Genomic DNA, 25,688 nt, shown 5'->3' with positions numbered 1-25,688 from the left:
TTTTTCCACGGATAGCGGATTTTCAAAATACCGCAATTCGAATAGTAAATACCTTACTAACAGGGCGAATGATGGTATTCTAGAAGTGGAAAATATTATCTATTTAACTATTTAAATGACATATTAAGGAATGCTTTTCGTCATATACCAGCTCTTGGCACATCATTTTCCCAGATGTCTTGAGAGATTCTTTTAAGGAAGGTGAAAGAAATTGGCCCAAACAGATTACAAAGCTTTGCTCGCCAATCGCATGGAACGGGATTTCTCGAAGTGGGCAGCTCAAGAAACTGTACAAGAGCGTGAAGTCTATCGATTTTTGCACACGATGAAAGGGACCGCGGGAACGATCGGCATGATGGAGCTATCCGACTTTTGCGCAAGCAAGCTGGATGCGTTCTCTGAACAGAGCAGTGAGTTGCTGGCTGTCGATTCGCTTCAGGGATTCATGTCTTCGTTCCGAAATTATTTTACAGCGGAAGAGGCTGCAAACGAGAAAGAGACGGAGTTGGAAACGCCCAAAAGCAGAGCTTCAAATGAAGAAGCCCTCGTATTGGTTATCGATTCCGATGCCGAATTCGCCACGAAGCTCAAAGAGATATTGGAGCCTAAAGGCATTCCTGTCGTCATCGCGCTGGATGGCCAAAAAGGCACGGAACTATTTTACACAATCCATCCGCAGATGGTGTTAGTGGATGCGAAGCTGCCGGATGCCGACGGATTCAACCTGGCCGAAAGACTCGCTGAAGCCGGCAGAAGCCGCCATCTCCCTCTCGCCATCATGGGTGAAGATGACCGGATTGATAACCACATCCGGGCAATGGAAGTCGGCGCCACTGACTTTTTAGCCAAGCCGTTGAATATGGCGTATTTCCTCCCGTATTTAGCCAATCGCTTGCAAGGCCAGGAAATCGTCTTGAAAGGTACGCGAATTGATGAATTGACCGGAGCTGGAAACCGCCAAGCCTTTGATGAGACCTTGCTGCAAATGACCAATCTCGCAGAAAGGACCAGCAAACCGTTCGCCTTGGCCTTGCTTGATTTGGACCATTTCAAGAAAATCAATGATGGCTACGGGCATCCAACGGGAGACGAGATTTTGCGTTCCTTTAGCCAGTTTGCGCTGAACTTGAAGCGTGATTCAGACGCATTCTTCCGCTACAGCGGAGAAGAGTTCGCCTTGATTCTTCCTGAGACCAAATCGCAGGAAGCTGCCGCATTTATCGATCGCTTGCATAAGGAACTTTCCGAAACGGAATTCGCCGTCAACGCTGCTGCGCCGATTCGCTTGACCTTCTCTGCCGGGGTCAGCGAATACCGGCTCAAGCAGGAAACAATCGTCAACAAAGCCGACCAAGCCTTGTACCAAGCCAAGCGAAATGGGCGCAACCAGACGATGGTGTATAAATCCGAAGAACAAGAATTGAAGCGCAAACTGAATATCGTCATTGTCGACGACGACTCACTCGTGCGCAAATTGGTCGCCAAGCAATTTTCCAATTGGAAAGCGGAGGATTTCGATATCCACATCGAAGAATATCCAGACGGTCTCGCACTCGTCGATTCCGATTGGTACCGTCCGGAAGAGAATTACATGATCTTGCTCGACGGCGTCATGCCGAAAATGGACGGGCTGGAAGTATTGAGCCATGTGCGCTCTCAATACCCGCATGACAATATTGTCGTTTCCATGCTCACTTCACGGAACAACGAATCCGATATCGTCTTGGCGTTGAAGAGCGGAGCCGATGATTACATTGTCAAACCGTTTTATGCGCAGGAAGTCGTAGCCCGCGTCCAGCGGCTCACGAAGAGGATGTTCCAGTGAATTTGACACATTTCTGGATCCTCATCGCCTCCCTGTTCCTGGGCCAACTGCTTCTCTTGTTGGTTTTAGCTTGGCGCAAGCAGCAATCGAATAAACGGGAAGCCGCAATCGATCGCCAATACCATCTCTTAACCGATTCATTCAGTTCTTATACGATGGACCCTTCAGACGAACGATTTATCGAAGAATTGACAGCTTCTCCTTATCACTTGGTCGTGCTTGAACGCCTATTGAACCATTATGTATCTGTCACCAAAGCGGGAGCTGATTCGCCCGCTGTTTCACGCCTGTCGGAAGAATTCCTTTCCAAGCGCTATATGAAACTGCTCAAGCGCGGGAATTGGGCGATGCGAATGAATACTTTGTATTTCATCGAAGATTTCCGGATGGAATCGCTCGTGCCGCAGCTAAAGGAAAAATTGGCGAAAAGTTCAAGGCTCGACCAAGAAACGCAGCAATTGATCCGCACGCTCGCTTCTTTGAATGAGACGGTGGCCATCGATGCGCTTGCGAAATACCCCGATGCCCCGGCCCGTTTGTATATCGATGTTTTCAAGCGGCTGGATGAATTGACGAAACTGGACGAGCTGGACGCTGCTTTAAAAGATGAAAATACCAACCAGACTTTGAAGCATTCTGCCATTTCCTATATTGGCATGGCCGGCATGACGCTGTTTCTTCCACGCGTCGAAGCAGAATTGCAGCACCCGGAGATGGAAATGCGCATTCAGGCATTGAAAGCGATCCTTCATCTGCAATACATGAACTCCCCAAGCGCCCTTGCGCCGTTTTTCCAATCGACCGCTTGGCCGGAGCGCATGTTCGCCGCCCAGATTGCCGGAAAGCTGCAATTGTCGCGCTATAAGGAAACACTGGGCGAGCTGCTCGGGGACCCGGTTTGGTGGGTCCGCTACTCATCGGCCGAAGCTTTGACGCAGTTTTCCGAAGGGGATATCGTGCTGACCCATCTCGCTGAAAATCATTCTGACCGCTATGCGCGCGACATGGCGAATCAATGGAAAACCTCCCTTTTAGGAAGTGAACAATAATGCAGGAAACAGCATTGATATTATCCTATATCGTCATCGCCTATATGCTTTTTTCAAGCCTCAGCTACCTAGGTCTCTTTGCGCTTGCCTACGGGAAAGTCAAAAAAGAAAATAAGCTCGACAAACGCGAGTCCACAGAGGATTTCCTGAGAAACCAATCGACGTACCCGGTGTCGATCCTCGTACCGGCATACAATGAAGAAGTCGGCGTCGTCAGCACCGTGCGCTCGCTATTGGCACTGGAATATCCTGAAAAAGAAATTATCGTCATCGACGACGGATCGAAAGACAGCACATCGCTGCGCATGATTGAAGAATTCAAAATGAAGGAAATCCCTTTCGCTGTCCGGACGCACATCGAGACCGCGGAAATCGAGGCCATTTACCAATCTTCGATCTTCCCTTATATCCGCCTCATCAAAAAAGCGAACGGCGGCAAGGCGGATGCGTTGAATGCCGGGGTCAACCTTTCTTCATTCCCGTACTTCTGTGCGATAGACGGAGATTCCATCCTGGAAAACGACGGGCTATTGAAATGCATGAAACCTATTATCGAATCAGACGGCCAAATCATCGTCACCGGCGGATCGGTCCGGATCGCCAACGGCTCGACCATTTCGAGAAGCAAAGTGGAGCTGGTCGGCCTGCCAAAAAGCCCGATCGTTCTCATGCAGATCGTCGAGTATTTCCGCGCCTTCTTGATCGGCCGCCTGGCGTTGAGCCATTTGAATATTTTGCTGATCGTCTCGGGGGCTTTCGGCGTCTTCAATAAAGAACGCGTCATCCAAGCTGGAGGATACAACAAGAACACGGTCGGCGAGGATATGGAATTGGTCGTCCGGCTGCACCGTTTGCTGCGGGAAGAGAAATCCAAGCAGCGCATCGAATACATTCCAGACCCTGTCTGCTGGACGGAAGCGCCTGAATCGCTGGAAGTGCTCAGGTCTCAGCGCATCCGCTGGCAGCGCGGGCTGTTTGAAACTTTGTGGACGCATAGAAAGATGATGCTCAACCCGAAATACGGCTCGATCGGTTTGTTTTCCATGCCCTATTTCCTGTTTGTCGAACTGCTGGGTGCCGTATTCGAGTTTATCGGCTATTTCATCATTTTCGGCGGCTTTTTCTTCTCGCTGGTCGACCCGCAAGTCGCCGGCGTCATGTTCTTGGTGACGGTGTTCTACGGGTCGCTCATTTCGGCACTCGCCGTGTTATTGGAAGAATTGACGCTCCACAAATACCCGAAAGTCTCCCATTTGATGCGCCTGTATTTCTGGGCATTGACTGAGGCCTTTTGGTACCGCCCGCTTATGGTATTGTGGCGAGTCAAAGGAATTTTCGCCACTTTCCAAAAGAAAGCACATTGGGGTGATATGAAACGCAAAGGAATTTCGACTTAATTGCAAGGAGGGTACTTATGAAGAAAATATTGGTCGCAGATGACGAAGACATTTTGCGCATCCTGATCGCGGATACATTGGAAGATGACTTCCTGATCGAAGAAGCCGAAGACGGCAAAGAAGCCCTGGAAAAGATCCGGGCCAATGACTACGATTTGGTCGTGCTCGATTATATGATGCCTTACCTCACCGGCATGGAAGTGCTCGAGGAAGTCAGGAAAGACGAGAACGACACGAAAGTGCTGATGCTGACAGCGAAAGCACAGGACGCGGACCGTGAGAAAGCCATCTTGAACGGGGCGGATTATTTTATGTCCAAACCGTTTAGCCCGATGGAATTATTGGCGCTTGTGGAAGATATTTTGGTGTCCTGATAAACTGTGTTCTACGAAGCTTACCGCTCGCTTTCCGTGGCCTCGGATAGTTCATTGCTTAATTGAGATGAGAGAAGCTTTCGCACTCTATTTTTATGTAAAATCAAAAAATAGTTAACGCTACGAAAAACGACCAGCCCCTAACTTAGGGGCTGGTCGTTTTTTATTCCCTGTACTATTCCTCAACTCTCCGGCTCGTCGTCCAGGCCGTATGTCGCGTAGAAGATGACGCCGTTTTGCTCTTGCCCATTTTGCAGGTTCTTCATCACTTCCGATAAATTCACCGGGGCATACGGTTTGGTCAGGTAATGATTGATCTTGCTGATTTTACTGGCATCAGCCGATGGATCGAGTGCGGAAGAAATGACAATCGGGATATCCCGTGTCGACGGGTCTTCTTTCATCATATCAACCAGGTCCCACCCGCTCAGTTCCTCGCCGAGCATAATGTCTATGACCGCACCAACCAAAGGCGTGCGCTTGGCTTCTTTGAAGGCTTCCCTTGGTGATGTGTGGTAAATCACCTTAAAGCCGTTGAGTTTCAGCTCTTCCGACAACAGCAGCGCGAGGCTCATATCGTCTTCTACAATCATCACAGGCGGATTTTCTTCTGCGCCTTCGTGCACAGCATGATCGTGCAGCCCGGCAATAAGCGGCAGCTCAAAATGGATTGTCGTGCCTTGCCCTTCCTGGGATTCAATCCAAATCTTTCCGTCGTGCTTGACGATGATTTCCTGGCAGATCGCAAGACCAAGGCCGGTGCCGCCGATTTTGCGGCGCGAGCTATTGTCGATGCGCTGGAATTTGGAAAACAGCTTCGGAATGTCTTCAGCTGGAATGCCAATGCCTTCATCCTGAATCGACACGCGCAAATGATTGGCATGGTTTTTCATGCAGATTGTCACATTGCCGCCTTCCGGGGAAAACTTGATGGCATTGCCGACCAGGTTCATCAGGACTTGAGCGAGACGCTCCCGGTCGCCTTCCACTTTGACTTCTGAAGCATCATCAACCAACACGATGGAATGCGTCGACTGTGTCCTGAATTTTTCCGCCGCTTCAATGACCAGTTCGTTCATCGAGAGCTTGTCCATCCGGTATACTTGGTCCCCGGATTCCATTCGCTGCAGATCCAGAAAATCGTTGATCAGATTGGTCAAACGCATCGCTTCTTTATAAATCGTTTTCAAATAACGCACTTGCTTATCCGGTTTCAATTGCTTATTGAGCAGCAGCTCCGTAAAGCCCAGTACGCTCGAAAGCGGCGTCCGCAGCTCGTGGCTGACAGTGCTGACCAACTCGGATTTCATCTTGTCGACTTCGTGCTCCCTCGTAATGTCGCGGTGTACAAAGATTGTCCCCGTCCGCTCCCCATCGACAATGACCGGGGTGCTGTAGACATCGATGACCCGTTCGTAAGGAGCCTGGACCGTGTATTGGAAGGTCTTCGCTTCGTTGCCTTTTTCATGGATGCACGCGCTGAGGAAATCGACCATCGCTTGTGGCTCGGTCGTTTGTTCGGCCATCCGGTGGATCCACATGTCTTGTGAAATAACTGCATCCAGCGGAGCATTCCCGCAGCTCAGCATCGTGCACATCGTTTCATTGCGCTGCACCATGCTGCCATTTTTCGCAATGAACTGGATGCCTTCATTGATGTTATTGACGATGCGTTCATTCAATGTCCGTTCATGAATCGCTGCATCGTACAATTGGATCCGGTCGATCGCCAAATGGATGCGTTTCAGCAATCCGTCGATATCGTCTTGCTCCTCTTTTGAGAAGGCTCTTCCGACGCGCGACAAGCCGATCAGCGCGATGCCTTCGTTCTGCTCATTTTTCACGGATGCGTATAGGTCATGGATATAGACAGGGCCGTCCACAAAGCCCTTTTGCTCCAGCGCCTCCCTTCTGACTGTAAAGGATTCATCTTCTCTCAGGCGCTCCGTTAGATACGGGATTTGCTGCTTCTGGAATTGCTCGAACATCTTTTCCGTGAAGCCCTTCAGCGCGTATTCGCCAGAACCCGGCAGCCACAACACGCCCGTATCGATTTCGTATGTGCCGGTAAAGTACTTGAGCGTGGCATTTATCAATTTCTGTTTATCTAAGGTAAACGACAGGACATGGTTCAAATCGTTGAAGCGGATCAAGCGGTCTTTCGTCTTCCCCGTTTCTTCCAGTGCAGCTTGCAGTTCTGCCTGCTTTTCCTGCAACTGGCTTTTGTTCGCAAGCAAAGCCTGGTTTTGGGAAGTGAGGTCTTCTTGGTTTTTGCGGATGGTATTCATCATCCGGTAAAACGTCATCGACAATAAACCGATCTCGTCTTTCCGTTCGAGAGGAGTATAAGATGTTTGCTCGCCGTTGCCGAATTCTTCGATGGACTCGCGCATCCCCTCCAAAGGCTTGACGATATCATTCATGGCTCTGTAAATGATCAAAGCCGTAATGACGAACAATAGGATAAACAATAAAATCAACGCGAACGAAAAGTTCTCCGACTGCCTGATCATGTCTTCGTTCAATTGTTCCAATTCTGCTTCGGAAGTGGATTTATATTCATCAGCGAAAGCAACGAATTCATTCACTGTGGCATTGGTGCCGTCGCTGGAAATCGCTCTTAAAGCCTCGTAATCATCGTTTTGGACAGCTGAAATGGCTTGGGGAAATACTTGGGTTTCAAACGTCGTGATGAAGGTCGCCAAATCAGAAATTTCCTCTTGCTCTTCCCTGCTTATGGATAACCCTTCCAGCCTTTCAATGGCGCTCTTTAAAATTGCCAATTCAACATACGCCAGCCTGAGTTCTTCCTGGTTTTGAAAAGCGTAATATCCCCTTGTCCGGAAAAAGAGCTGGTTCAAAGCTTCGGAAAGCCCTTGCAGCGTTTCCTGTTTTTCAGTAAGTTCGTCGTATTCTGCCTGCTTCTCTTCCTGCTGGCTGTTCATGTAAAAATAAACCCCTGCAATCAGCAGCGAACAAATAAGCAATGAAGATAATGTAAGTCGAAGATATTTGTGCCTGATGCCTTTTTCCAATGAGTTACGCACGGTGTCCGCCCCCAGCTCTTTGTTGGTTTCATATAGCAATAAAAAAATTTCAAAATTTAACCTTCAATGTAAAATTTCTTCTCCTGTCATAGTATACGATTTTTCGTATTTATAGAATCTTTTTTTCACGCTGAATCAGCCGATGTTAATCAACAGCAAAAAAGCTTGAGCCATTCATGGGCTCAAGCTTTTCGGGGGTCGTGCCAGGAAACTCGCCAATCTTATAAGATTGGCGACACCAGTTTCGCAATATCCTGTTTGGCTTTTTCCATCCAATGTTGGCCCTTGAAGTCCGCTTCCGTTAGTGGGGCAGAGAGCTTGCGGTCCTGCAGGAACAGATTCGCCATTTCCTGTGCCGACCCAGCATCATAAACGAAGGCATTCAATTCGAAGTTCAAGGCAAAGCTGCGGACGTCCATATTGGCTGAACCGACCGAATAAGCTTCCTGATCAACAACGAGCGTTTTGGCGTGCAGAAACCCGTTTTGATAGCTATAGACTTTGACGCCGTCTTCGAGTAATTCGCGCGCAAAGGACATCGTTGCCGAATGGACAAAGAGATGATCCGCCAAATGCGGGATCATCAGCTGCACGTCCACTCCGCCGAGCGCCGCGGTCCTTAACGCATCCATGATGGATTTATCCGGAATGAAATAAGGCGTTTGCAAGTAAATCGATTCACGGGCATGATGGATCAGCTTTAAATAGCCGTTCTTGATGTCTTCATGCGTTTCCAAGGGTCCGCTTGCCACCATTTGCATCGGGACGCCAGACGGATGATCCATTTTCGGGAAATAGGTTTCCGCGTACTTCATCGGATATTTCTCAGCGGCCTGATTCCAGTCGATAAAGAACCGGTTTTGCAGGGAATGCACCGCGTGCCCTTCAATGCGCAAATGCGTATCGCGCCAATAGCCGAACTCTTTTTTCTTGCCGATGTATTCATCGCCGACATTAAAGCCGCCGGTATAGCCGATACGACCGTCGATGACAACCAGCTTCCGGTGGTTTCGGTGATTGAGCCGGGGATTGATGCTCGCCAGCATGGCCGGCAAAAACGCAGCCGATTTGCCCCCTGCCCGGTGGAATGCATCAAAAAAATGCTTCGGCAGGCTGCTCGATCCCAAATCATCGTACAAAACCAGCACTTTTATGCCTTGTTGCGCCTTTTCAATCAGCAGCGACAACAGGCTGCGCCCCAAGTCGTCGTCATTGAGGATGAAATACTGAAGATGGATATGTTTCTCAGCAGCGCGGATATCGTCGAACAAGGCATCGAACTTCCGCCTGCCATCATTGAAAATTTGAATATCGGCGGCTGTCGACAAAGGCGCATCAGTCCTCGCAGCATTCATTTGGACCATGTCCATCCATTTCCCTTCAAGTGCCGATGGCGGCTGGAAGCTTCTCGATTTCATTTCCGCAAGCTGGCGGTCTTTCAGATCCGTAAAATCCCGGTTCTCATAAGCAACCGGCCGGTTCAGCCGGCTGCGCCTTAAGGATTTCCCGAACAATAAATACAGCACAAAGCCGAGAATCGGGATAAAGAACAGGACCAAGATCCATGCCCATGCCGAAGAAGCCGTTTTCCGTTCAAAAAATAAAATGAAAAATGCCAATACCACATTGATGACAATGAAAATATTGCTTATCGTGCTGAGCCATTCGAATGAAATTGCGATTCCTCCTCATGCTTCGTCGTGTCCCTCTCCATGGTTCAAGAAAGCTTGTCTTTGTGTAATACCCTGCGGCTTACGATTTTAACGCCTTTCTATAAGGGTAAACAAACGAACCCCGGATGATTCCGCTAAAAACGGCTTCATCCAGGGTTTCCATGTTTATTATCGGGCCGCTTATTTCGAGACGGCGGTTCCGTATGCATTTTTTTGGACCAAAGCAAAACCGAGCTGTTCAATGGCAATCTTCAATGTCGCTTCCATTCGCTCGCCTTTCAGGGAATGGGCGAAATGCGGGACTTTCATTGCCATCGTCGGCAAGATACCGGTGATGATCGGGGTGATTCCCATGATCTTCAAGGCTTTGATCAAATCCAGCAAAGGCTCTTCGATGCGCGGGTCGATTTGCGTAATGCCCGAGAAATCCAAGATCAGGAAATCGATCCCTTCGCTTGCTTTCAGCACGACGTCATCGATCAGCTGATAAGCGCGTTCGAGCGTAATGTGGCCAATGATCGGCAAAATCGAAATCTCGTCCGACAAAGGCACAAGCGGCGACGTCAAAGCCTGGATTTCCTTTTGGGCTTTGTCGAGTTCCAATATATAGCTCAGCAATGAAGACATGGTTTCAAACATCTTTTGCTGTTCTTCCGTAAACGAAACCGGATGCTTGTCCAAGCCGCAAATCGTGCCGTACACTTCCCCGCTCTCGTAATAGATCGGAATGCCGATGAACGCGCCGTTTCCGAATTGCGAGGCAATCGGCAGCTCGCCTGCGCTTTCATCTTTCGAAATGTCTTCAATCAATAAGGGCTCCTGTCCGTAGTTGATTGCGAGGCTGCAGAAGGTCTGGTCTAGTGGTGACTGGCTATCTTCTATTACCAATTCTTCATTTCTATTGAACGCCTTCTTGATGGTATTGGTTTTTCCGTCATTTTCAGCAATAAAGAGTGTGTTGATGTCCATTTGCTTGCTCAACATAGTCAAAATCTGATTGGCTGCATCACTGAAGTTCTGAAATTTCCTGGAAGGACTGATTGTCTGATGTTGCATATGATCCCTCCTCTATGGGGAGTGTCCAAGGCAAAAATTGGCACACTTTTCTTAACGATACTATAAGCAGTTCTTCGATTGCAATATACAGGCTTTCTGGCACTAAGAGACTCGACGAAAACGGTGCAGCCTGAAGTTTTCAGGATAAATGAAAAACCAGGCTCAAGCCTGGCTTGATACGGATTGGTACTGGGGCGAGGCAATCAGTTCATCTTCCAACAAGACATAGGGATGGGTTTCCATCAAACTTTTCGTCAAATGATGAGGCATCTTCTTTTTTTCGTACGCGCAAACCAATGGAAAGTTATATTCGTCCACTGCGCGGTCTGCAATTTTTTCAAAATCTTCTATAAGGAAGAGCGGCTCTTTCACGCTTTCCCATTCTACATGCGCCCACGAGCGAAAGCTTAAGTTGTTTTCAATATAAGGCGCTACCGTTTTGGTGAAATAGTCATGAATGGCAGGCGGATGGTAGCTTCCACTCGACCAATAGAAATGGAGGCTATTGACGAAATGCACCTTTTCCAGTTGTTTCTCGGTATGCTCTTTACCCATATGCTGCTTTAGTTCCCGTGTCATTCGTTCATTTTCCACGATTAAAATGTAGTCGCCTGCATGGATTCCTTCATTTATATAATTCAATAGTTGCTTTGTGTAATTTTCGGTGCCATCGAAAGCATACAATACGTGAACATTGCGTTGGCTTTCAAGCAATTGATCCATCTTATTTTTCAAGCGATCTACCTTCTTTCTCTGTGCGATTTCTGCCAAAAAAGAAGTTCACTACCCGACAGATTAGAGAATCGGGAAAAACAGCTTTCTTTCCATCAAATTATACCATTGCTCTGTACTTTTCTGCTGTTATTCTTTTCTATTCCCGCCAACCCGGACGGTATGCACTACATATATGGCTTTTTTTCTTATACAAAAAATATTAGAGAGGAAATTCTAGCAAAAAAAAAAAAGAAAGAGCACTTGGCCCTTTCTCTACAATATTACGTTATTGTTTTTTAGTTTGACGATACGTCAGTGTTCCAGCTGCCATGAAGATCAATGTGCTGAGTGCTATCCACAAAATTAATGTATTGGATTGGCCCGACATGCCGCCGAATCCTGTTGACGGCATTTTGTCAGGGGCTGTGTTCTCGAAGTTCTCTGGGAATTGGTCGACGATTGCGCCGCTCAATCCTTTCCCGATATCGAACATGATCGCATAGCCTGTGCGGTATGTGTCATATGACGCGGCATAGTCGCCATCAACGTATTGTTGGAAAGTGTCCACAACGGATTGTTCGTGCGCTTCTACGCCGGCAATCGTTTCATCCAACGGCATGCGGTCTTCTGTGGCTTTATTCAAGAATGTGCCAAGGTCTGTCGCAAATGTGCTTGTCAAAGTGGAAACGGCTTGCTCTTTTGCCTGCTCATCTTCTGAAGCTGTGGCATTTGCCAAGTCGCCTTGGACAGCGATGTGTTCGTTATTCCATAGTTCGACAAACTGGTTGCTCGCTTCTTCACCGTAAACTGAAGCTAGCGCTGAGCGGAACTCTTCTGTGTTCTGATCTTGAGCCCAGTTGACGAAATCGAAGTCAGCTGAACCGTTGAAGCCTTTTGCCATGCTCAATTGCGCAAGGGCAAAGTGTTCTGCTGCAATGCGGTTAACTGTTGAACGGAAGTCGCCGGCTGGCGTGTTCGGGTCAGAAAACTGATCCGGGAATTGAGCAGAAATCGCTCCGCTGATGGCACTGCCCGCACCGAAGATTTGTGTGAAACCTTCCAAATACATGGTGTAAGCAGCTTCGTACTCGCCTTCTACATAAAGATCAAACGTATCTTGCACGTAATCTTCGTGTTCACGAAGCGCGGACGTGGCACCGTCTTCCGGAAGATTGCCTTCTGTTGCCGTACCGAGGAATTCGCCCATTTCATCGACAAACGATTGGATTTGATCCAATGCTTCCTGTTGCATCGCTGCGTCATCCGCTTTCACGGCCGCTGCGTAATCATCCGTTCCCATATTGTGCTTATCGAAAATCTCGACGAAAGCCGCTCCGCCATCTTCCCCGTAAACGGAAGCGATGACCGGTTCCATATCGGCCGCGTTTTCATCGAGTGCAGCCATGGCTTCCTCTGCTGCTTCGTCGCCATCATAGATTTTCATCATGGAGTCCACCGCAAGCGCATAATGCTCAGACAATAGCGAATCCAATGTCGCGCGAAGTTCGACGCCTGTCGTTTCCGTCGGCGGAGTTTCCTCAGCCGCCATCACGGTAGAACCGATTCCCGGAACTAACAGCGATGCACCTACTACTGGCAGTAAAAGCTTTTTCATTTTCATCTAACCACTCCTCTGTTTTGTTTTCTTATAAGCTCAACGGAGTGGGTTTGAATTTAGATCACATTTTCAAAAAAAAGTTTACAACTGTTAAGCGGTTACATCGGAAAAGCCGGTTTATTGCACATTTGAGGTGGTACTTAAGATAAAGTATCGATTATTAAAAGGAAGATTCCGGTAACAGATTGCGGCCGGTTAGATAAGAGGATTTTCAAGAACATACTATATAGAGGAGGAATAGAACATGGGTAAATTACAAGATAAAGTGACCGTCATTACAGGCGCGGCGACAGGCATCGGGAAAGCGACAGCAGAAGTGTTTGCCGAAGAAGGCGCCATCGTCCTGCTTGCGGATATTAAAGAAGAGGAATTGCAGGAAACGGTCGCCAAAATCAATGACAGCGGCGGCACGGCGAAAAGCTTCCAAGTCAATATCGCCAAGGAAGAGGATGTCACTTCTTTTGCCGACCAGGTGAAAGAACAATACGGGACGGTCTATGCGTTGTTCAATAATGCCGGCATTGACCAGGAAGGCGGCAAAGTGCACGAGTACCCGGTCGATTTGTTTGATGACATCACGGCTACGGACTTGCGCGGCACGTTCTTGATGAGCAAGTACTTCATCCCGCTCATGATGGACAATGGCGGAGCAATCGTCAATAACGCTTCCATGTCCGGCAGCTTTGCCGACTTGGACCGCTCAGGCTATAATGCTGCGAAAGGCGGCATCATCAACTTCACGAAATCCATTGCCATCGAATACGGAAGATCCGGCATTCGCGCCAATTCCGTCTCCCCCGGCACGATTGAAACGCCGCTCATCGATGAACTCGCCGGTTCGAAAGAGGAAGAAGCCGGCCGCGAGTTCAGGGAAAGCAATAGATGGCTCGCTCCTTTAGGGCGCCTCGGCTTGCCGAAGGAAATCGCAACAACGGTATTGTTCCTCGTCTCAAGCGACAGCTCTTATTTGACGGGCCAAGACATCGTCGTCGACGGTGGCCTCACCGCTTACACATGGCCGGGCAAAATGGTCATGGACGACAGCTGGAAAAAAACGACGACAAAAGAACAATAAGATTACAAAAGAACCCCGAACGGGCCGCTTTCAACAGCAGCCCGTTTGGGGTTCTTTGCTAGTTCTCTTTGGTTTTCTGTTTCGGTGTAGACTTTGCTTGGTTTGCCTTCACGGCCAGCTGCTCGGGCCGCTCTAATTTTAAAACTGCATAGCCCAAGCGAATTAACACCATGACCATCACACCGACGCCGACGGCCAAATAAATCATCGTAAAGGCTTTACTCAAATTGCCCGTCGGGACAAGGCCGGTCTCGAGACTAGTCGGGATCAGGCTGACGAACGCGAAGTAAAAAGCATCAAACAAGGCCCATCCCTCTATTTGATAATAGAACAAGGTCCCTGACAGCACGATGAACGCCAAAGTCAGCAGCAAGGTCCTGAACAGCGGCTCTTTGCCAATGCGGTAAATGGCCGACAGCAAGCGCCTTAAAGTCAATAGAAGTGAAATCATCCGTTGCTCACGCTCTTTTCTTTACGCATACTTGGTCAATAAAGCTGTGGGGATATGGCAATAATCATCGGGGCATCTGTCCAAACGGTCCTGATGCTCTGCTGCACTCGCTACGTAATTTTCGAGCGGCAAGACTTCGACCGCGATGCGTGCTGCATCCGATCGTTCATTAATGAAGGCTTTCGCCGCCGTTAAGTGGGCTGGGTTTTCGCTATAGACGCCGGTCCTGTATTTCTCGCCGACATCCTCGCCTTGTTTATTGACGCTATACGGGTCGATGATTTCAAAGAAATACCCCATCAGTTCCTGGACCGAGACGCGCGAAGGATCGAATGTGGTTTTGACGCATTCCGCATAGCCGTCGTACTCGCCTTCTAGCGAGTGCGTCTCGCCGTTCGCACGTCCTGCTTCGGTCAATTCGACACCCGGCAAGGTTTTGATGAACGCCTGTACGCCCCATAAGCATCCGCCTGCAAAATAAACGATTTCCATTTCGACACTCCCTTTCATTTGCAATAAATCGAATTCAATTCAGCCAATCTTTAAGCACGTAACCCACCCTAGTTGTAAGAACCACATTGGTGGGAGCGGCACACTTTTAACATATTAATCGTTGTCATTGGCTTTTCCGCAATGAACAAATTGATTAAGGAATAATCACCATCGCAACCGTTCGATCCGCTCCTTCTTCCGACTCTTCCAGGTGATAATATTTTTCCATTAATGAACTAAGCTCCGACTGAAAATCGGCAAAGGAATCGTCTGTTAAATTTAGTTTCGCTAAAGAAAATGTCGATTGATCCGCAGCCCGCTCACTCATGCTGCGTTCATGATAGTTTTTATAAGTTTGAATAATATACATGAAGTAGTAAGTGATAAAGCGTATTCTCTCGCTATAAGTGGCCGACTGCCAGTCTTCCTGGCTCACTTTATAAGCTTGCGTGTTCAGCGCATAGAGTTTTTCTTCCACTTTCCCGCTGCGGTTTATGCCCACCACTTTCAGCAAATCATCTTCCACCATGGAATTCACGTGTCTGTACAAAGTAGCTTGCGACACTTCTTTCAATAGTTTATTCAGCTGCAGGATCGACAAGCCCTCATCAACATCGATCAATTCCAAAGCTATTTTAAACCTGACTTGGTTTTTAAATAAATCGAATTCCATGTGCAACGTCCCCTTTTTATGTGCGCTTAGTTAGCTATTATATATTCTTCCGGGCAATTTACCAACTTCCGTCGAATATCTATCTGGCCGCAGAGTGTAGACTGAAAACCTTAACGGGAAATAAAGTAGTTGACGTTTCTGTTATCATTATCGATAATGATAACAGAAAGGGTGATAAAAATGAATACCGACATTACTGCTTTACTGGAAATCGATTGGGCACGGATTCTTCCATTCGCCTTGCCCATTATCATTTTCAACTTATTGCTCATTGGCGTCGCGCTTTACGACTGGTTCAAGCGGAAAGACCGGATTGCGGCACCGTATATGTGGCTCGCCGCTATCTTATTATTCCATTCATTAGGGCCGATTTTGTATCTGGTCATCGGAAGGAAGGTCATTCGCCATGATTACAGTCGACAAGCTTCATAAGACGATTAAAAAACGAAAAATCTTGAACGATATCTCTTTTACGATTGAGCAAGGGGAATGCATTGGCTTATTAGGGCCAAACGGAGCTGGCAAAACAACGCTCATCAAATGCATGACCGGCGTTTTGCACTATGAACAAGGGGATATCACGTTTCGTTCCGAACCCATCGCACAACATAAGCAGCACATCGGCTATTTGTCCCAGCACACGGACTTCAAGCCGTGGATGAGTTGCGGGGAATCGCTTCGTTTCTTCGGAAAGCTATCTGGGCTGGATGCGGCATTTTTACAAAAAACTATCCCCGCAGTACTGGAGGAAGTTGGACTGAAGGATAAAGAGGGCTATAAAGTGGAACAATTATCCGGCGGCATGAAACAGCGGCTCGGAATCGCCCAAGCCATTTTGCACAAGCCGCAATTGCTGATTTTGGATGAACCGGTCTCAGCTCTCGATCCGATCGGCCGAATCGAAGTGAAGAAATTGATCGCCCGCTTGAAGAAACGGACGACCATCATCATTTCCACGCATATCCTGGATGATGCCAGTGAGTTTTGCGATCGCTACATCGTCATCAAAGATGGTGCAATCGCCGGAACTATCGACAGTCAATTTCAGCAGGCCGACCGCACACAAGTTTTGGTGAAGACCGCGAAAATTCCACCAGCAAGCAGCACATTGGCCGGTGATGGTGTGGCGCATATCGAAATCCTTTCACCTACCGCTTTCCTTTTAACAGGTACGGAACAACTTGATTTGAAAAAAGTCGTCAATGACTTAGATGCACAAGAGTTGGATGTCACGTTCATCGAGTTTTATGAAAAAGGGATCGAGGAAATTTTTCTGGAGATGGTGTCGGACACATGACAAACTTTTATACGCTAACCCGAACTGAGCTGGCGGAAGCCGCAAAAGAATACAAATTCATTTGGCTGACGCTGTTTTTCATCATTTTGGGCGTCACCCAACCCTTGGTCAATAACTATATGGACGTAATCCTCGAAAATATGGGCGCTGCAGATGGCATCACCATCGACCCGAACCGGCCGGTGCCGAGTTCCGGGGAAGTCTTGCTGTCGACCATTTCCGGCCAGTTCAACCAAATCGGCCTTATCATTTTAATCATCAGTTTCATGGGGCTCATTGCGGCTGACCGCAATAGCGGCATGCAGGATTTCATCTTGACCCGTCCGGTTTCTATTTCATCTTACTTGCTGTCAAAGCTCACAGCCCATTGGCTCATCAGCATGTTCGCCATTGCCATGGGTGCCGTCGTTTCCTACGGCTACACAATTTTTTTATTCGGTCCGTTCTCTTTTTCCGATTTCTTGTTATTTCTTTTAATGTACAGCCTGTGGATTCTCTACGTCATTAGCTTGGCGATTTTGATAAGCGTATTCATCAAGGGGCCGATTCTCATCGCGGTCACGACCATTGCCGTCTCCATTTTCTTTATCCTGATTAAAGGATTCAACCATCTTGTGTTTCAGCTGTCCCCAGGCGGTGTCTTGAACGTCGCAGAAAACCAATTGTTGCTGGCGCGGGAGGTCAATCATTTCAGTATCTTATCATGCGTACTATTCATTGTATTTAATATGTATCTGACAAAGAAAAATATATATCGACAATAACTTGTCCAGAAGCATAAACAGCAATAGAACAAAAACGTTCATTAGCTAGGGTTGAATGAAGCCAAAATGCTCCTTACTCTAATTATGTTATTTCACCTTGTCGTTTTACCCCGATCAAAAAATTGTTTTACTACCTAAACTTCTTTTATGAAGATACAGCCAATTCACTATAAGCACCACCTGTTCTATTCCTCAAAATTAAATAAAATAGAGCAGAAACTTCCAAGTAATCCGGGAAGTTTCTGCTCTTCTTTCTGCCTGACTTTTTATACCTCTTGAATTCCAACAAGGCTTCCTTGAATAATATAGCGGTCTGGGGCATAGCCAATATAATCAAAAGGATAACAAGTGGTCAATGTTAATGTCGCCTCGCTTTTATCCACAATCACCGTTCGATCCTCAGCATCGGTTATCCATATCTTCTCGATTGCGTATTCATAGCGCTGCCCTTCATACTCCAGAAAGACAGAATCGCCTTTTTTCATCTCTTCCAGTCCTGTGAACACTGTATCGCGGTGGCCGCTCAAGACCGTATGCCGCTGTTGGTCGGGCGTTGTGGTCCACTCACTCACGTACATGCCGACGCCTTGGTCGAGCGTTGCTTCATCCGCTCCCCAATAAGTTGAATAGCCCGTTTCAATGGAAGGGATCACCAATCGGCCGACTTCTTCACCTTGCTCATAGTTATTCATATTGCTGCTCATTAAGGGCGGTGGTTCTTGAGCTGGATCAACAGAGCTTTCGGGAGCAGGCTCACTGGACGGCGTCATGTTGCTTGATGCTGAACTGTTCCATCCTTCGACCTCAGCCAATGACACCGTTTCAGCCGCCTGCGCACTTTGCCACCACTGGAAGCCGTAAAAGCCTGTCATCGCAAGGCCGGCGATAAGAATGATCGTATACAATTTATTCATGAAACCGGCTTGCACCTCCCTCTCGATTGAAATAAATCATTTCAGAACAAAAAACCGCATGCAGAGCTGCGGTTTTTGTGTTTTTATTGAATCGTTGTGCGTCTTCTGAACAGAAGCAGTCCAGCACCTAGAGCAGCCAAACCCATACCTGTGAAGGCATATAAAGGGTTGTTGCTGGCAGTGTCCGGCAATTCTCCGCCTTCTTCACCAACGCCTTCCAACGGAACCGCATTGTCCAGCACATCTTGCGGCACAGTGATCGGCTCTACGCCGTTGAAGTTGCTGATCGCCATGTTTGTGCTTTGAACCATGTTCAAGCTCTCACCGGCAGCCGAAATGTCCATATCTACATCCATAGACATATCCGTCAAATAGAATGTATCTTTTTCGATGGTCATTTCGTAGCTAAGCTCATTGAAATTGATTTCTTCCATCATGCCTTCCATGGACATGTCCGCATCTTCTTCGCCCATCATGGATTCGAACGAAGCCATCACAGCTTCCATCAATGCTTCTCCGTCGCCTTCATAGGTCAGCTGATAAGCATCTCCCGTGTCTTCCACCGACATATCTTCCCCGAGCGCTTCAGCCTGGGCCACTTGATCGCCGGCAGTGGTCATCGCCATCAGTTCATCCAAGCCTTCAGAAAGTTCACTCGGCAATTTCACCCAACCTTGCATCGGGTCTTCCTGGTAAAAGCCATCTTCTGTCCAGTAGGACTCTAGGGTCTCTTCTTCCCCATCAGGTCCGGAAGTGGTGACCGTCTGATGCATCGCAAACGGATTGAACGTCACATCTTCTTTCGTATGAATCGGGATCGTTGTCGTTTCACCAGTGGCAGGGTCCGGCATGGTGATTTCCATTGTGGTTTCGCTGGAGTAACTATCGAGCGATGACATCGCTTCATTGGACTTTTGCAGTACATCGACTGCACTCATCTCATCGGCCAAAGCCGGAGTGGCAGCCCCTACTGCGAGCACCGTCACAAAGGAGGCCGGGATCGCTTTTTTCAACATGTAAACACATCCTATTTCATGAGTATTAAGAAGCCGGGATGAACTCTCATATATGTATGGACTTTCCAATTTGACCTCTTACAGTTCCTCTTTCCCTGTCTGTTTCAAATTAAACAGGAATATAGTTTTATTTTATTGGGAATTATTTAAACTTATCCACTTCACTTACGGTTTCTGGCGGACCAAATTTTATGAAGTTGGTTATCGATGTGCGTAAATACCTTAAAGTCATAGTTTATGAAGCTCATAATTCATTAAGTAGCATGACTTGCCCAATCAATTTTACTCGCTTGCTATTTTATCGACTAAAGTCGGCAGCAACTACATTTACTAGAATACGCACTGCTTAAAGTACTGAAACGCGAGCGGAAATTTCCGGCAGTAAATTTGTGGAGAACTCACTGTGTTTACGCCCATCCTGACACGCTTGCTTTTTCCTTGGCAGGTTCTATGCGAAGTCGACGTAATTTACCACTTCGTCCGCTCGACGCACAAAAGCCGTGTTCGGAAATTTAAAGATTTCCAAACACGGCTTTATGTCATGCACTGATAATTTAAGTTTGCTTAGACTGTGCAAGTGGAATTTAATCCAACTGGATCTGTTTGCGATTTTTATTCTCGTCTTCATTCGCTTTTGGAATTTGCAGCTGCAGCATGCCATCCTTGAACGATCCATGAATTTTGCTTTCATCGATATCGCCTACATAGAAGCTTCGTCTAAACGAACCGTAGGACCGTTCTTTTCGGATATAGTAGCCATCGTCTTCTTTCGTTTCTTTACTCTCCTCACGCGAGCCTTGCAAGTCAATATAGCCGTCACGGTATTCAACTTTGATGTCTTCCTTAGAGAAACCAGGCACGTCCATTTTCAGCTCATAACCATTATTAACTTCCTTAATATCGACTTTTGGATAATGCGACTCCTTAAAAAAGCGGTCAAATAAATCGTTTCCAAATTCGCTATCGAATAGGCTCGGCAAAACATGTTCACGTTTGCTTGGCAGTAAATTTCTCATCGTATAGTCTCCTCTTTCCATAAATTATTTCGCTGCTTTGACCTGTCCATTGCCAATTGCTAAATATGACTACCCAATCTTTGAATGCTTCACTTGGACCTCCCCTCACAAAAGAAAGTGTACTTCTGCAAGTTGTGCATATATTTCTGAATATTCAGTTATATATAAAAATATAGCAAATAAATATCAAAAGTCAACGATTAACCTTATTTTTTATCCTATTTATTTTTCCCTTTCAACGATGTATGAGTTAAAAGCGATGTTGCCCAATGAGTGCTTCCGATTTGTCGTTACTCCATTTTGCTACTTCTTTCGTAGAACGGACAGTGCATTCAATTCCTTCTTGAATGCACCAAACGGCATTATCCTATGTTGAATTCGGCAAACAGCCGATTCCATGATCCTCAAGCAACTGCTGGCACTAAACTTGAACAGAATGATGGTATATAAATTTTGAAACAATTGGATTCGATTGTATTTTAGCTACTGGAAGCGTAAGTTAATTTTCAGTTTAAAAAGGGTAGAGTCAAGAAAATGTTCATCTTCGGGGGATGAGTTGCATGGGAACAGCTTTGTTGTGGGGTGCAATTGCGGGGGCAGCCAATTTAATTGGCGCTGTTTTGGTGTTGGCCATTCCATTTCCGCGCCGGTTAATCGCTTATGTAATGGCACTCGGGACAGGGGCGTTAATCGGTGTGGTCAGTTTCGAACTGCTGGGCAAAGCATTGGAGTTAAGCGGACTCGGTGCAATCGCTTTAGGGTTTTTAGGCGGCGCAGCCATTTTCACCATCTTCGATATCATTATTAGCAGAAACGGCGGCAGTCATCGCAAACGGTCCGGCCACGGCAATGAACAGCCCGCCAGTTCAGATGAAGGATCCGGCCTTGCCATATTCATTGGCACAATCATGGATGCCATCCCGGAATCCGCCATGATCGGACTCGTCATTGCGCAAGCAGGAGATTTGGAACTCGCATTGATTACCGCCATTTTCATCAGCAACTTGCCGGAAGGGATATCGAGCACGACCGGGTTGAAAAAAGCGGGATATGCCACAAAAAAAGTGGTTTTCATGTGGATTGCCGTACTCATGGCTTCCACCTTGAGCACCGTCTTGGGCTATTCATTGCTGGAATCGGCCTCTGAATCCACACAAGCCATCATCTCCTCATTTGCTGCTGGCGCTATCACTGCGATGATTGCTTCGACGATGATGCCGGAAGCTCACGAAAAGGGCGGGCCTGTCGTAGGACTGCTAACGGCCATTGGTGTTTTTATTACCTTATTGCTGAGATGAACAAGCAAAAAGGCAATAAAAATGCCACATCACAGCTATTTTCTGATTTCCTCGGTTAGCAATTCGAGTATCTGCCCCCCTCGTAAGGCGCAAGCCGGTTTCTTTCTGGCCGCTCTCACTGTGAAAACCAAACCTGCTGGGGAATGTTTGAGATTCACCCAATTAACTGTGAGCGCGGAAAAAATGATATTTCGCAATCTCGGTGACAATGATATACAAAAACGCGGTGCCGATTAACGCCAAAGTAATCCATGGATCGACTGGCTCGATACGCAATAGCCTGTTGATTGGGAGATACGGAAAGACATAGGCGATCAATGCCACTGCGATGGATGAATACAATAGAATCGGGGCTGGCCGGCTTTTAAAAAACGGCAAGCGGGTCCGCATCACCATGAGAATGAGCAATTCCGTCAAGATGGAAAAGCTGAACCAGCTGGTCTGAAATACAGCCTGGTTTGCACGGAAGCCTATAAACAAAATCGAAAATGCAATATAATCGAAAACCGAGCTGATCATTCCAAAAATGAACATAAAATTCCGGATCAGCCGGATATCCCACTTTCGCGGCTTTCTAAGAGTTTCTGCATCCACTGAATCTTTAGCAATGGCAAGCGCGGGAAAATCACTTAAAAAATTGATCATCAGGATCTGTTTAGGAAGCAGCGGGAGAAACGGCAGGAACAGAGAGGCACCCGCCATACTGAACATATTGCCGAAGTTGGCGCTCGTCGTGACCATGATGTATTTCAGCGTATTAGCGAAAGTGGTTCGCCCCAAAACAATGCCTGTATTCAATACTTCGAGGCTTTTTTGCATGAGCACGAAGTCAGCCGATTCTTTGGCAATGTCCACCGCATTGTCTACCGATATGCTGACATCCGACGCATGGATGGCCGGTATATCATTGATGCCGTCTCCCATATACCCGACAACATGCTGCTTTTTCTTGAAAGCCAGAATGATTCGCTCTTTTTGATTAGGGTCGACTTCAGCAAAAATCGTAGTCTTTCCCAATTTGTTCAACAAAGCGCCTTCGTTCATTTGCATCAAATCGTGTCCTGTCAAGATTCCATCGACATGAAGCCCCACTGATTTTGCCGTATGCAAAGCAATCCATTTATTGTCCCCTGTAATGATGCGCAAACTGACTCCGTTGACCTCCAAATTCTGGATGGTCTTTGAAATACCTTTTTTGGGATGGTCAAAAAACAGCAGGAATCCCGTGAAGACCATCCCACTTTCTGCTTCTGTCCCGTATTCTTCCTCTATGGCCACTGATTTCCGGGCTACTCCCAGCACACGGAACCCTTGATTGCCCCACGATTCATAGCGGCTTTGAATATCTTCCAATGCCTTCGGATCCAGAGCTTGCTGATAATCGCCCATTTGAACTTGTGTGCAAATTTCCAGCACTTGGTTCAACGCTCCTTTTGTCACAATAGCCGCCTCGGAATTCTCAAGGACCACTACACTCAAGCGCTTGCGCGAAAAATCATATGGAATTTCGTCTATCAATCGTATCGATCCCAGGTCCATTTTTTTCGAACTGATAATTGTTTCATCCAGCGCATTTTTCATTCCTGACTGCAGCGATGCATTGACATAAGCCAGCTTAAACACATTTTCAGAAGGCTGGCCCATTGGATCGACCGTCCCGTCAAGACGAATCGCCCCTTCAGTCAGCGTCCCTGTTTTGTCGGTACATAAAACATCCATGCTTCCCAAATTCTCGATGGCCGTTAAGCGACGGACAATCACCCCTTCTCTGCCCATGCTCTTGGACCCTTGGGATAAAGTAATGCTGATAATGGCAGACAAAAGCTGCGGAGTAATGCCGACTGCAATGGCGACTGAAAACAGCAGTGCTTCAAGAACTGGCCGTTCCAATAAAACGTTAATGGCAAAAACCGCCAAGGTCAGCGTCAGCATGATTTTGGTCAGCAAGTACCCAAAGTGGCGAATGCCTTTCTCGAAATCGGTTTCAGGGGAGCGCAAAGTCAATTTCTTGGCAATCTGCCCAAACTCCGTCGCCTCGCCTGTTTGGATAGCCAAAATGACAGCACTGCCGCTTTGGACGTTGGTCCCGGTGAATACGCAGTTCGTTCGTTCTTCCAAAGTGGCGTTTTCATGAACAAGGCCAGGGCGTTTTTCAGCTGGCATCGACTCGCCGGTCAATAATGACTGGTTGACGAAAAAATTCTCGGCTTCCAGCACGAGGCCGTCCGAGGGGATAAGGCTGCCGGTTGAAACTTTCAAGATATCTCCTGGAACCACTTCTTTTGAAGCAATCTCTTTTTCCAGCCCATTCCGCAAAACGACAGATTTGACTTGAACTTTCGCCCTCAATTCTTCCAACGCTTTACTGGCGCTGTACTCCTGAAAAAAACTCAAAGTCGCGCTCGCCAGAATGATGACTAAAATGATTGTGGAGTCGACCCAATCTCCCGTAGCTGCCGAAATAATAGTTGCCGCGATCAAAATGATGATAATCGGACTTTTGAATTGGCTCAGGAGCATAAGGAACCGAGCCGTTTTCCTCTCATCCCGGACTAGGTTTTCTCCATATTCTTTCAGTCTTTTTCCAGCTTCTTCCTCTGTTATTCCATCGTAGCTTGACTGCAAATCATCCAGGATATCTGTTATGTGCGCGCTCCAATAGCTGGATGTTGGAATTCTCCGCATAAAGTCGTCCCCTTTTCACGACATATAAATAAATTTCTGAAATTTCTATTAACTTTATTTTGTCCATATTATAAACTACTATCAAGCGTTCTGGTAAATAAATAGAAATTACTTTTGAAATCTGCTGGAGATTTTCTGTAATCGCAAAAAGCACTTAATCCGGTTTCGATTAAGTGCTCAACTGTTTTATAGAATTTCTTATGCAAGAATTATTGCGAATCGTCCGGAAAGTTTCCGGAACTCCTGCACCCTCACATTTTAATGCCAGTTTTCTTATATAGGAAAAGGAGGAACTTGTATGCACAAGATCGAACCATCGTTTTGGCTTAAGTTAATGTTCTTTCTAACCATTTTTATCGTGATTGCGATTATCATCAACGATATTTTATAAACGAGATTGGTCAAACTATGTGACAGCCGGCCCTTGGCTATCTCTTATTAAGATTGTTGTAGATTATGTCATTTCACCCGGAATTCTCAATTTATCGTCTGTGCTGATTTCTCTCCACTTTCATTTCGCTTAGAGGTGGGAGTCTTCTCAGCAAAAATGATAAAGTTGGATGTTCACGTTTCTGCTGCAGTTTTTTAAATGGCCATAACTATGGTTTGTTACGAATTTATTCCAGTTAAATCAGTGATTTTGAAAAATTTTGAACTTGTTTACCTTCTTTTGAGAGAGTGAACCTCCTGCTGACGGATACTTTTCTTATAACAATCCATTCTGCTATTTGCGAGCAGAAAGTCCTAAAGACGTTTCTAAAAAACATTTTTCTACTTAACAATATCTCTCCTTATGAATTGTTCACCTCTATCGGTTTTACAAATAAGGAAGTACGAAATCTCAAAAAAAAAATAGGCTGCCTTGCCTCCAAAGAAATTGGGGGCAAAGCAACCTATTGAGAACATTTTATCTTTATCTCAACTCGCTATAGGCGTCTATACGCATCGACCTTTTACATTGCATGAATCGTATGACGCTCGACCGCTATTCTATCAAACCCCACATATGAGCAGTGCTTCCAATAAAAACCACTACCAATATGGCGATTGAAAAAATGACCATGCCTATTTGTAACGGGATATACTCCTTGATGATTGGTTCAACTAAGCCATCTGGATGGTGCATAGAGTGATCAAACAACTTTGGTTCGACAGGTTCTGTAGAATTCTGGACGCTTGGAAATTCCTTTTTTTCTAAAGGTTCTTGTTGAATCATGATGAACATCTCCCTGTAATAAATAGAGTGATCATGAG

At 46.8% G+C, this 25,688-nt stretch carries 22 protein-coding genes; 9 read left to right on the top strand and 13 right to left on the bottom strand.

The window, feature by feature from the left end:
* The first annotated feature begins 211 nt into the window (after nucleotides 1-211).
* Genes AB9R92_RS10095 through AB9R92_RS10080 form a run of 4 tightly spaced genes read left to right on the top strand, consistent with a single transcriptional unit; the run spans nucleotide 212 to nucleotide 4,645 of the window.
* Nucleotides 212-1,825: a diguanylate cyclase gene (locus AB9R92_RS10095; protein WP_370669324.1), complete on the top strand. Its 1,614-nt coding sequence runs from the start codon at nucleotides 212-214 to the stop codon at nucleotides 1,823-1,825.
* A complete protein-coding gene (locus tag AB9R92_RS10090; protein WP_370669323.1) occupies nucleotides 1,822-2,874 on the top strand; it encodes a HEAT repeat domain-containing protein in 1,053 nt (350 codons plus the stop codon). Before AB9R92_RS10095 ends, AB9R92_RS10090 begins: the two co-directional genes overlap by 4 nt.
* Nucleotides 2,874-4,271, top strand: a complete 1,398-nt coding sequence (locus tag AB9R92_RS10085) for a glycosyltransferase family 2 protein (RefSeq protein ID WP_370669322.1) — start codon at nucleotides 2,874-2,876, stop codon at nucleotides 4,269-4,271. Before AB9R92_RS10090 ends, AB9R92_RS10085 begins: the two co-directional genes overlap by 1 nt.
* Nucleotides 4,272-4,288: 17 nt before the next feature.
* Entirely contained in the window at nucleotides 4,289-4,645 is a 357-nt protein-coding gene (locus tag AB9R92_RS10080; RefSeq protein ID WP_370669321.1) for a response regulator transcription factor, read from the top strand.
* Nucleotides 4,646-4,827: 182 nt separating this feature from the next.
* Here the strand turns inward: AB9R92_RS10080 and AB9R92_RS10075 are convergent, their stop codons facing one another.
* The 5 genes from AB9R92_RS10075 to AB9R92_RS10055 all read right to left on the bottom strand — a co-directional run bounded on the left by AB9R92_RS10075 (nucleotide 4,828) and on the right by AB9R92_RS10055 (nucleotide 12,756).
* Entirely contained in the window at nucleotides 4,828-7,590 is a 2,763-nt protein-coding gene (locus AB9R92_RS10075; RefSeq protein ID WP_370669320.1) for an ATP-binding protein, read from the bottom strand.
* Between the two features lie 323 nt (nucleotides 7,591-7,913).
* On the bottom strand, nucleotides 7,914-9,344 hold the full coding sequence (cls, locus tag AB9R92_RS10070) for a cardiolipin synthase (protein WP_370670090.1): 1,431 nt from the start codon (nucleotides 9,342-9,344) through the stop codon (nucleotides 7,914-7,916).
* Nucleotides 9,345-9,545: 201 nt separating this feature from the next.
* The gene (locus AB9R92_RS10065) at nucleotides 9,546-10,421 is read right to left on the bottom strand and encodes a GAF domain-containing protein (protein WP_370669319.1); all 876 of its coding nucleotides are present in this window, start codon (nucleotides 10,419-10,421) and stop codon (nucleotides 9,546-9,548) included.
* A 162-nt stretch (nucleotides 10,422-10,583) separates the two neighbouring features.
* Nucleotides 10,584-11,156 carry an MEDS domain-containing protein gene (locus tag AB9R92_RS10060; protein ID WP_370669318.1) on the bottom strand — a complete coding sequence of 191 codons (573 nt, stop codon included), beginning with the start codon at nucleotides 11,154-11,156 and terminating at the stop codon, nucleotides 10,584-10,586.
* Nucleotides 11,157-11,421: 265 nt separating this feature from the next.
* Nucleotides 11,422-12,756, bottom strand: a complete 1,335-nt coding sequence (locus AB9R92_RS10055) for a hypothetical protein (RefSeq protein WP_370669317.1) — start codon at nucleotides 12,754-12,756, stop codon at nucleotides 11,422-11,424.
* Between the two features lie 241 nt (nucleotides 12,757-12,997).
* Here AB9R92_RS10055 and AB9R92_RS10050 point away from each other — a divergent pair, with 241 nt between their 5' ends.
* Nucleotides 12,998-13,828 carry an SDR family oxidoreductase gene (locus tag AB9R92_RS10050; protein ID WP_370669316.1) on the top strand — a complete coding sequence of 277 codons (831 nt, stop codon included), beginning with the start codon at nucleotides 12,998-13,000 and terminating at the stop codon, nucleotides 13,826-13,828.
* A 58-nt stretch (nucleotides 13,829-13,886) separates the two neighbouring features.
* Here AB9R92_RS10050 and AB9R92_RS10045 read toward each other — a convergent pair whose 3' ends face one another.
* From AB9R92_RS10045 to AB9R92_RS10035, 3 genes are all read right to left on the bottom strand, one after another.
* Entirely contained in the window at nucleotides 13,887-14,279 is a 393-nt protein-coding gene (locus AB9R92_RS10045; RefSeq protein WP_370669315.1) for an ion channel, read from the bottom strand.
* A 21-nt stretch (nucleotides 14,280-14,300) separates the two neighbouring features.
* Entirely contained in the window at nucleotides 14,301-14,771 is a 471-nt protein-coding gene (locus AB9R92_RS10040; RefSeq protein ID WP_370669314.1) for a peptide-methionine (S)-S-oxide reductase, read from the bottom strand.
* A gap of 154 nt (nucleotides 14,772-14,925) precedes the next feature.
* Nucleotides 14,926-15,444, bottom strand: coding sequence for a helix-turn-helix domain-containing protein (locus AB9R92_RS10035; protein ID WP_370669313.1), 519 nt, complete (start codon nucleotides 15,442-15,444; stop codon nucleotides 14,926-14,928).
* Nucleotides 15,445-15,624: 180 nt separating this feature from the next.
* Between AB9R92_RS10035 and AB9R92_RS10030 the strand changes: the two genes are divergently transcribed.
* From AB9R92_RS10030 to AB9R92_RS10020, 3 genes are read left to right on the top strand one after another with little or no spacing between them, the layout of a single operon-like run.
* Nucleotides 15,625-15,876 carry a PLDc N-terminal domain-containing protein gene (locus AB9R92_RS10030; protein WP_370669312.1) on the top strand — a complete coding sequence of 84 codons (252 nt, stop codon included), beginning with the start codon at nucleotides 15,625-15,627 and terminating at the stop codon, nucleotides 15,874-15,876.
* Entirely contained in the window at nucleotides 15,851-16,741 is an 891-nt protein-coding gene (locus AB9R92_RS10025; protein ID WP_370669311.1) for an ABC transporter ATP-binding protein, read from the top strand. Before AB9R92_RS10030 ends, AB9R92_RS10025 begins: the two co-directional genes overlap by 26 nt.
* Nucleotides 16,738-17,505 carry an ABC transporter permease gene (locus AB9R92_RS10020; RefSeq protein WP_370669310.1) on the top strand — a complete coding sequence of 256 codons (768 nt, stop codon included), beginning with the start codon at nucleotides 16,738-16,740 and terminating at the stop codon, nucleotides 17,503-17,505. Before AB9R92_RS10025 ends, AB9R92_RS10020 begins: the two co-directional genes overlap by 4 nt.
* Nucleotides 17,506-17,771: 266 nt before the next feature.
* On the opposite strand, the gene AB9R92_RS10015 is transcribed toward AB9R92_RS10020, so the two are convergent.
* The 3 genes from AB9R92_RS10015 to AB9R92_RS10005 all read right to left on the bottom strand — a co-directional run bounded on the left by AB9R92_RS10015 (nucleotide 17,772) and on the right by AB9R92_RS10005 (nucleotide 20,451).
* Nucleotides 17,772-18,419 carry a class D sortase gene (locus AB9R92_RS10015; RefSeq protein WP_370669309.1) on the bottom strand — a complete coding sequence of 216 codons (648 nt, stop codon included), beginning with the start codon at nucleotides 18,417-18,419 and terminating at the stop codon, nucleotides 17,772-17,774.
* Between the two features lie 83 nt (nucleotides 18,420-18,502).
* Nucleotides 18,503-19,435, bottom strand: a complete 933-nt coding sequence (locus AB9R92_RS10010; protein WP_370669308.1) for a DUF6612 family protein — start codon at nucleotides 19,433-19,435, stop codon at nucleotides 18,503-18,505.
* A gap of 584 nt (nucleotides 19,436-20,019) precedes the next feature.
* Entirely contained in the window at nucleotides 20,020-20,451 is a 432-nt protein-coding gene (locus AB9R92_RS10005; RefSeq protein WP_370669307.1) for an Hsp20/alpha crystallin family protein, read from the bottom strand.
* Between the two features lie 560 nt (nucleotides 20,452-21,011).
* On the opposite strand from AB9R92_RS10005, the gene AB9R92_RS10000 reads away from it, so the two are divergent.
* Nucleotides 21,012-21,749, top strand: a complete 738-nt coding sequence (locus AB9R92_RS10000) for a ZIP family metal transporter (protein WP_370669306.1) — start codon at nucleotides 21,012-21,014, stop codon at nucleotides 21,747-21,749.
* Between the two features lie 162 nt (nucleotides 21,750-21,911).
* On the opposite strand, the gene mgtA is transcribed toward AB9R92_RS10000, so the two are convergent.
* Both mgtA and AB9R92_RS09990 read right to left on the bottom strand, forming a co-directional pair.
* A complete protein-coding gene (gene mgtA / locus AB9R92_RS09995) occupies nucleotides 21,912-24,434 on the bottom strand; it encodes a magnesium-translocating P-type ATPase (protein WP_370669305.1) in 2,523 nt (840 codons plus the stop codon).
* A gap of 985 nt (nucleotides 24,435-25,419) precedes the next feature.
* Nucleotides 25,420-25,650, bottom strand: a complete 231-nt coding sequence (locus AB9R92_RS09990; protein WP_370669304.1) for a hypothetical protein — start codon at nucleotides 25,648-25,650, stop codon at nucleotides 25,420-25,422.
* Between the last annotated feature and the right edge of the window lie 38 nt (nucleotides 25,651-25,688).

Source organism: Planococcus sp. SSTMD024, assembly GCF_041320495.1.
GTDB lineage: Bacteria > Bacillota > Bacilli > Bacillales_A > Planococcaceae > Planococcus.
Note: the sequence above shows the minus strand (reverse complement) of the source record. Positions and strands in the feature narration are given on the sequence as shown.

Excerpts from the sequence above, each read along its gene's own strand:
- AB9R92_RS10035 (WP_370669313.1), bottom strand. The coding sequence starts at position 15,444 with ATGGAATTCGATTTATTTAAAAACCAAGTCAGGTTTAAAATAGCTTTG.
- AB9R92_RS10005 (WP_370669307.1), bottom strand. The coding sequence starts at position 20,451 with ATGAGAAATTTACTGCCAAGCAAACGTGAACATGTTTTGCCGAGCCTA.
- AB9R92_RS10020 (WP_370669310.1), top strand. The coding sequence starts at position 16,738 with ATGACAAACTTTTATACGCTAACCCGAACTGAGCTGGCGGAAGCCGCA.
- AB9R92_RS10085 (WP_370669322.1), top strand. The coding sequence starts at position 2,874 with ATGCAGGAAACAGCATTGATATTATCCTATATCGTCATCGCCTATATG.
- AB9R92_RS10000 (WP_370669306.1), top strand. The coding sequence starts at position 21,012 with ATGGGAACAGCTTTGTTGTGGGGTGCAATTGCGGGGGCAGCCAATTTA.
- AB9R92_RS10010 (WP_370669308.1), bottom strand. The coding sequence starts at position 19,435 with ATGTTGAAAAAAGCGATCCCGGCCTCCTTTGTGACGGTGCTCGCAGTA.
- AB9R92_RS10080 (WP_370669321.1), top strand. The coding sequence starts at position 4,289 with ATGAAGAAAATATTGGTCGCAGATGACGAAGACATTTTGCGCATCCTG.
- AB9R92_RS10055 (WP_370669317.1), bottom strand. The coding sequence starts at position 12,756 with ATGAAAATGAAAAAGCTTTTACTGCCAGTAGTAGGTGCATCGCTGTTA.
- AB9R92_RS10030 (WP_370669312.1), top strand. The coding sequence starts at position 15,625 with ATGAATACCGACATTACTGCTTTACTGGAAATCGATTGGGCACGGATT.
- AB9R92_RS10040 (WP_370669314.1), bottom strand. The coding sequence starts at position 14,771 with ATGGAAATCGTTTATTTTGCAGGCGGATGCTTATGGGGCGTACAGGCG.
- AB9R92_RS09990 (WP_370669304.1), bottom strand. The coding sequence starts at position 25,650 with ATGATTCAACAAGAACCTTTAGAAAAAAAGGAATTTCCAAGCGTCCAG.
- AB9R92_RS10050 (WP_370669316.1), top strand. The coding sequence starts at position 12,998 with ATGGGTAAATTACAAGATAAAGTGACCGTCATTACAGGCGCGGCGACA.
- AB9R92_RS10015 (WP_370669309.1), bottom strand. The coding sequence starts at position 18,419 with ATGAATAAATTGTATACGATCATTCTTATCGCCGGCCTTGCGATGACA.
- AB9R92_RS10075 (WP_370669320.1), bottom strand. The coding sequence starts at position 7,590 with ATGAACAGCCAGCAGGAAGAGAAGCAGGCAGAATACGACGAACTTACT.
- AB9R92_RS10045 (WP_370669315.1), bottom strand. The coding sequence starts at position 14,279 with ATGATTTCACTTCTATTGACTTTAAGGCGCTTGCTGTCGGCCATTTAC.
- mgtA (WP_370669305.1), bottom strand. The coding sequence starts at position 24,434 with ATGCGGAGAATTCCAACATCCAGCTATTGGAGCGCGCACATAACAGAT.
- AB9R92_RS10065 (WP_370669319.1), bottom strand. The coding sequence starts at position 10,421 with ATGCAACATCAGACAATCAGTCCTTCCAGGAAATTTCAGAACTTCAGT.
- AB9R92_RS10025 (WP_370669311.1), top strand. The coding sequence starts at position 15,851 with ATGATTACAGTCGACAAGCTTCATAAGACGATTAAAAAACGAAAAATC.